General features: G+C 74.6%; 4 protein-coding genes and 1 riboswitch. All 4 genes read right to left on the bottom strand.

Features of this window, described 5'->3' with window-relative positions; all coding sequences use genetic code 11:
- Positions 1-784: nicotinate-nucleotide--dimethylbenzimidazole phosphoribosyltransferase (locus QM638_RS14235; protein WP_415142777.1), on the bottom strand; the 784-nt coding region annotated here is incomplete at its 3' end.
- On the bottom strand, positions 781-3375 hold the full coding sequence (locus tag QM638_RS14230; RefSeq protein WP_415142775.1) for a cobyrinate a,c-diamide synthase: 2595 nt from the start codon (positions 3373-3375) through the stop codon (positions 781-783). The genes QM638_RS14235 and QM638_RS14230, both read right to left, overlap by 4 nt.
- Complete coding sequence (gene cobO, locus QM638_RS14225) at positions 3369-3983, bottom strand: cob(I)yrinic acid a,c-diamide adenosyltransferase (protein WP_415142774.1); 615 nt, start codon at positions 3981-3983, stop codon at positions 3369-3371. The genes QM638_RS14230 and cobO overlap by 7 nt, the downstream gene beginning before the upstream one ends.
- Complete coding sequence (locus tag QM638_RS14220; RefSeq protein ID WP_415142772.1) at positions 3983-6049, bottom strand: magnesium chelatase subunit D family protein; 2067 nt, start codon at positions 6047-6049, stop codon at positions 3983-3985. Before QM638_RS14220 ends, cobO begins: the two co-directional genes overlap by 1 nt.
- A 55-nt stretch (positions 6050-6104) precedes the next feature.
- Positions 6105-6219: riboswitch (cobalamin riboswitch) on the bottom strand.
- Positions 6220-6240 lie beyond the last annotated feature (21 nt).

The raw sequence follows: 6240 nt of genomic DNA, 5'->3' as shown, positions 1-6240 counted from the left end.
TGATCAGCGGTGACATGGGCATCGGGAACACCACGCCGGCGGCCGCGCTGGTGGCGGCGAGGTCGGCGCTGGCCAGCGCCTGCAGGCACTGCCGCGGGTCGGCGACCCGGTCGCCGGCCCGGCGCAGCGCCGCCTCGACCACGGCGCTCTTGTGCCGCCAGGCCGCGTCGTCGATGCCGGTCCCGCGGCCGGTGACCTCGCCGGCCGGGAGGCCGAGGCCGGCCGCCACCAGCGCGGCCGCCGGCGTGGTGTTCCCGATGCCCATGTCACCGCTGATCAGCAGCCCGGCGCCGGCCGCGATCTCCTCGGCGGCGACCGCCGCGCCGGCCGCCAGCGCCTGCTCGGTCTGCTCGGCGGTGAGCGCGTCCTCGAGGTGGATGGCGCCGCTGCCGCGCCGTACCTTGTGCTGCTGCAGTCGTGTCCGCGCCGCGGCGTCGAGGTCGGCGAACTCCTCGTCGACGCCGATGTCGAGCACCCGGACCGCGACGCCATGGGCGTTGGCCAGGGCGCTGACGCCGGCCTTGCCGGCCAGGAAGGTGCGCACCATGGCGCCGGTGATCGCCGGCGGGAAGGCCGACACGCCGTGGGTCGCGACGCCATGGTCGCCGGCGAAGATGACCAGTCGGACGTTCTGCACCGGCTCGGGTGGACAGGTGCCCTGCGCCGCCGCCAGCCAGAGCGCCAGATCGCCGAGGCGGCCCAGCGCTCCCGGAGGCGTGGCGAGGGCGGCGAGACGCTCCGCGGCGCGGCTGCGCACCGCGGCGTCGGATGGGGTGAGGGTCATGACTCTCCTTCGGCGGGACGATCGATGACGGTGTCGATGACGGGATCGATGACGGGATCGAGAATGGTGTCGAGAACGGTGAGGAGGCGGTCGGTGGGCTCCGGTGGCCGTACCGCGATCCGGACCCAGCGGTCGTCGAGCCCGGGGAAGGTGTCCGCGCGACGCACCGCCACCCCCCGGGCGCGCAGCCGCTCGTGCACGCCGGCCCCGGGCCGGGCCAGCACGAACGAGGTCGCCGAGGGGACCTGCTCGATACCCCGCTCGGTGAGCCCATCGGTGAGGTGGTCGCGCCAGGAGCCGAGGCGAACGGCGCGCTCCGTCGACTCCGACCGCGCCCGGTCGCCGGCGCAGGCGCGCAGTGCGGCGAGCGCGGGGGTCGAGACGCTCCACGGCGTCTGCACCGCACGCAGGTCGGCGACGGTTCCCGGGTCGCCGACCAGGTAGCCGGCCCGGATGCCGGGGATCGACCAGTGCTTGGTCAGGCTGCGCAGCACCACCACGCCGTCGAGCAGCTCGCCGGGGCCCGAGCGCAGCAGGCTCTCGGGCTCGCCGGGGATCGTGTCCATGAAGGCCTCGTCGACCACCACCAGGCGGCCGGGACGACGCAGTGCCTCGAGCGCGGTCCGGGGGTGCAGCACCCCGGTCGGGTTGGTCGGGTTGCCGACGAGGACCAGGTCCGCGTCGGCGGCGACCTGGGCGAGGACCTCCTCGGTGACTCGGAACCCGTCGGCCGCGCGACAGTACGTCACCTCCGGCGTGTGCCCGGCGGCGACCAGCGCCGCGTGTGGCTCGGTGAACTGCGGGTGGATCACCACCGGACGCCGCCACCGGCGCAGCCGGGCGAGCAGGGTGAACGCCTCGGCGGCGCCGGCGGTGGCCAGCACCCGGTCGGGGGCGAGACCGTGTCCGGCCGCGATCGCTCGTTCCGCCTCCGCCGGGTCGGGATAGAGCTGGGCCCGGTCGAGGGCGGCGTGCAGTGCCTCGTCGAGCCAGGAGGGCCGCGGCCCGGCGTAGACGTTGACCGCGAGATCGACCAGGCCGCGGTCGCGGACCTCGAGGTCGCCGTGGTGGCGCAGCGGGTCGGACGGCCGGGGTGTGCCGGCCGGGGGAGCGGTGCCGGACCCGGCCGGACGGGCGTCGTACGCCGCCGGTCGGCACCAGGCCGCGCGCGGCGGGGCGAGGTGGACGGCCTCGGCGAACCGCCGGGCGAGCCGGGGGTGTCCGGCCCAGTGGACGTGCAGATAGGAGGCGTGCAGGGTGGGACCGGCGAAGCCGGCCGGCCGACCGTCGCTGCACCACGCCGGGACGAGCCCGCTGTCAGGGGACGGATGGGCGGGCGAGATCCGGGTGCGGTGGAACTCGTGCGCCGTGACCCGGTCACCGGCCCGGGTGAGCAGGGTGTCGTGGTCGGCGGTGAGCACCGGGTAGGAGAGGGTGAGTCGTTCGCTCATGGCGGCGTCGGCGTCGATGGCGCCGACCATCGGCACGCCGTCCAGGCTGCGGCACAGATAGAGCAGCCCGGCGCACTCGGCCACGGTGGGGACCCCGGCGGCCACCGCGGCGCGCAGCTCGGCGAGCAGGGAGTGGTTCTGGGCCAGATCGGCGGCGTGCATCTCCGGGAACCCACCGCCGAGATAGATGCCTCGGGTGCCGGCGGGCAGGGCGCGGTCGAGGGCCGGGTCGAACGGGACCACGTCGCACCCGGCCGCGCGGAGCAGCTCGTCGGTCTCGGCGTACCGGAAGGTGAAGGCGCGGCCACCGGCGACGGCCACCACCGGTCGCTCCCGCCGGTCGGGAGCGACGCGTCCGACCGGCACGACCTGTTCGATCTGTTCGACCTGTTCGCGCGGGTCCCACGGCGCGCCGGAGAGCTCCGGCGCCGTGCCGGCCAGCGCGAGGATGGCGTCCAGGTCGAGATGCTCGGCCAGCCGTTCGGCGAGCACGTCGACCACCGCGGCGCTCTCCGCGCGCTCGGCGGCAGGCACCAGGCCGAGGTGGCGACCGGGCAGCCGGAGGTCGGCGTCGTGCGGGAGTGAGCCCAGGACGGGGATGCCGAGCCGCTCCATGGCGCCGCAGACCTCGTCGCGGTGCCGCGCCGAGCCCACCTTGTTCAGCACCACCCCGCCGATCCGGACGCGCTCGTGGGTGCCGGCCGGGAAGGTGGCCAGGCCGTGCACCACCGCGGCCACCGAGCGCGAGGCGGCCGAGGCGTCCACCACCAGCAGGACCGGCGAGTCGGTGAGCGCGGCGACCTGCGCGGTCGAGGCGAGTCCGTCCGCGCCGACCTTCCCGTCGTAGAGCCCCATCACGCCCTCGATGACCGCGATCTCCGCCCCGGCGGCACCGTGCAGCAGCAGCGGCACGATCAGCTCCTCGCCGACGAGCCGGACGTCGAGGTTGCGACCCGGGCGGCCACAGGCGACGGCGTGGAAGCCGGGGTCGATGTAGTCCGGCCCGACCTTGTGCCCGCTCACCGCGCGTCCGGTGGCGCGCAGCGCCGCCATCAGCCCGGTGGCCACGGTGGTCTTGCCCTGGCCGCTGGCCGGAGCGGAGACCACCAGGCGGGGAAGCGCCGTGGACGGGTTCACCATTCGATGCCCCGCTGGCCCTTCTGCCCGGTGTCCATCGGATGCTTGACGCAGCCCATCTCGGTGACCAGGTCCGCGGCCTCGACCAGCCGGGGGTCGGCGTCGCGGCCGGTGATGACCACGAACTGTCGCCCCGGCCGCTGGGCGAGGGTCTCCACCACCTCGTCGACGTCCACCCAGCCCCACGTCATCGGGTAGGTGAACTCGTCGAGCACGTAGAGGTCGTGGGTCTCGGCGGCGAGCCTCCGCGTGATCTCGGTCCAGCCCTCCACCGCCTCGGCCTGGTGGTCCTCGGCCGATCCCTGTCGGCGTGACCAGGACCAGCCACTGCCCATCTTGTGCCACTCCACCGGTCCGCCCTCGCCGGTGGCGTCGTGCAGCTCGCCGAGACGCTCGAGCACGCTCTGCTCGCCGATGCGCCACTTGGCCGACTTGACGAACTGGAAGACCCCGATCCGCCAGCCCTGGTTCCAGGCCCGCAGGGCGAGTCCGAACGCCGCCGTCGACTTCCCCTTGCCGGGCCCGGTGTGCACCATCAGCAGTGGCCGATTGCGCCGTTGGCGGGTGGTGAGTCCGTCGTTCGGTTCGACGCTGGGCTTGCCCTGTGGCATCAGGCCACCCGCTCTCGGACGGCGTCGGTGAGCACCTGGGCGGAGACCTCGGCGACCGGGACGTGCTCCGCGCCGAGCTCGGCGGCCAGCCCGCGGGCCAGACCGAACCGCATCGGTCCGCTCTCGCAGTCGATCACCACCGCACCGACGCCGGTGCGAGCCAGGCCCGCGGCGGCGAGCCGTGAGCGAGCGACGGCATCGGGGCCGTGGGTGGCACGGCCGTCGGTGAGCACCACCAACAGCGGCCGGCGGCGTGGATCGCGCACTCGCTCGAGCTCGAGCACCCGGGCGGCCTCGCACAGTCCCTCGGCCAACGGCGTCCGGCCTCCGGCCGGCAGCTCGTCCAGCCGCCGGGCCGCGATCTCCACGGATCCGGTGGGCGGCAGCGCGAGCTCGGCGGAGGCACCGCGGAAGGTGACCAGACCGACCTTGTCGCGGCGCCGATAGGCGTCGAGCAGCAACGAGAGCACAGCGGTCTTGACCTGTGTCATCCGCTTGCGCGCGGCCATCGAGCCCGAGGCGTCCACGCAGAAGAGCACCAGGTTGGACTCTCGCCCCTCGCGGGTCACCGTGCGCAGGTCGTCGGAGTGCAGCAGCACGCGCCCGCCCGGGCCACGGCCCCGCGCCCGCTGGTACGGCGCCGCGGCTCGGACGGTCTCGACCAGCTGGATCGAGACGCTCGTCGTACCGTCCGGACGGGCGGCACCGATCTGACGGCCGGTCGAGGTGACGGCCCGGCTCCGGCGGCCCGCTTCGCCGCCGCCCACGCCACGCAGCGCGAACAGCCGGGCCCGGTAGGCATCGCCCGACCCGACGACCGAGTCGGTCCCCGGAGCCGCCGAGTCGGTCCCTGGAGCCGCCGAGTCGGTCCCTGGAGCCGCCGAGTCGGTCCCCGGAGCCGCCGAGTCGGTCCCCGGAGCCGCCGAGTCGGTCCCCGGAGCGGGCGAGTCGGTCTCTGGAGTTGGCGAATCGTGACCGCTGTCGTCGGAACCCGGAGGAGTGTCGTCCGATCCCGGGTCGGGCTCGGGATCGTCCGGCTCGGCATCACCCAGCACCTGGTCGAGCAGGTCCTCGTCGAGCCCGGGCGCGTCGAAGGGGTTGCGCCGTCGCCGGTGGGGGAGCGCCAGTCGGGCGGCCACCCGGATGTCCTCGAGCTGCACCCGATCCCGGCCCTGCCAGGCGGCGTGCGCCACCGCGGTGCGGGCGGTGACGATGTCGGCGCGCAGTCCGTCGACCTCGAACGCGGCGCACACCTCGGCGATCTTGAGCAGCGCCTTCTCGGAGAGCTGCACGTGCCGAAGCAGATCCTGGGCGGCGACGATCCGCGCGCGCAGCCGCCGCTCGCTGTCCTCGTACGCCGCGACGACGCCGGCCGGGTCGGCGTCGAAGGCGATCCGCCGCCGGACGACCTCGACCCGCTGCGCCGGGTCACGCGGTGCGGCCACCTCCACGCTGAGCCCGAACCGGTCCAGCAGCTGCGGACGCAGCTCGCCCTCCTCGGGGTTCATCGTGCCGATCAGCACGAACCGGGCCGCGTGGCTGACCGAGACGTTGTCCCGCTCGACGCTGACCTGTCCCATCGCCGCCGCGTCCAGGAGTACGTCGACCAGATGGTCGTGCAGCAGGTTGACCTCGTCGACGTAGAGGATCCCGCGATGGGCCTTGGCGAGCAGGCCCGGCTCGTAGTCGACCGTGCCGGCACTCAGCGCGCGCTCGAGATGCAGGGAGCCGAGCACGCGATCCTCGGTGGCGCCCACCGGCAGCTCGACCAGCCGGACCGGCCGGGTCTCGGTGGCCGCGTCCGCCGGGAACGGGCCGTCGGGGGAGAGCGGGGCCGGCTCGGCGGGGTCGGAGGAGAACCGGTCGCCGGCGATCACCGCGATCGGCGGCAGCACCGCGGCCAGCGCGCGGACCAGGGTCGACTTGGCGGTGCCCTTCTCGCCCCGGATCAGCACCCCGCCGACGTCGGGCGAGACGGCACTGAGGATCAGTGCCGTGGCCATCGGCTCGAGGGTGGCCTCCGGGTCGGCGCCGAGGACGGCCGTGAAGGGGTAGTGCAATGGCATGGAGGCTCCCGCTCGCGTCGCCAATGGTCATGGCCAGTAGGTCGGCAGGGAGCGAGGCCGGTCTTCGGACTGACCGGGCTGCCCGTCGATGAGACGGAGCAGCCCGGCTTCACCGCAGCGGGCCTGTGCCGGAGTCTCACCGGCTTCCCAGATTCTCCCCTCGCCACACCGCCGTCGTCGCCGTCGGCACC

It is taken from the genome of Nocardioides sp., assembly GCF_047606145.1.
Classification (GTDB): Bacteria; Actinomycetota; Actinomycetes; order Propionibacteriales; family Nocardioidaceae; genus Nocardioides.
Note: the sequence above shows the minus strand (reverse complement) of the source record. Positions and strands in the feature narration are given on the sequence as shown.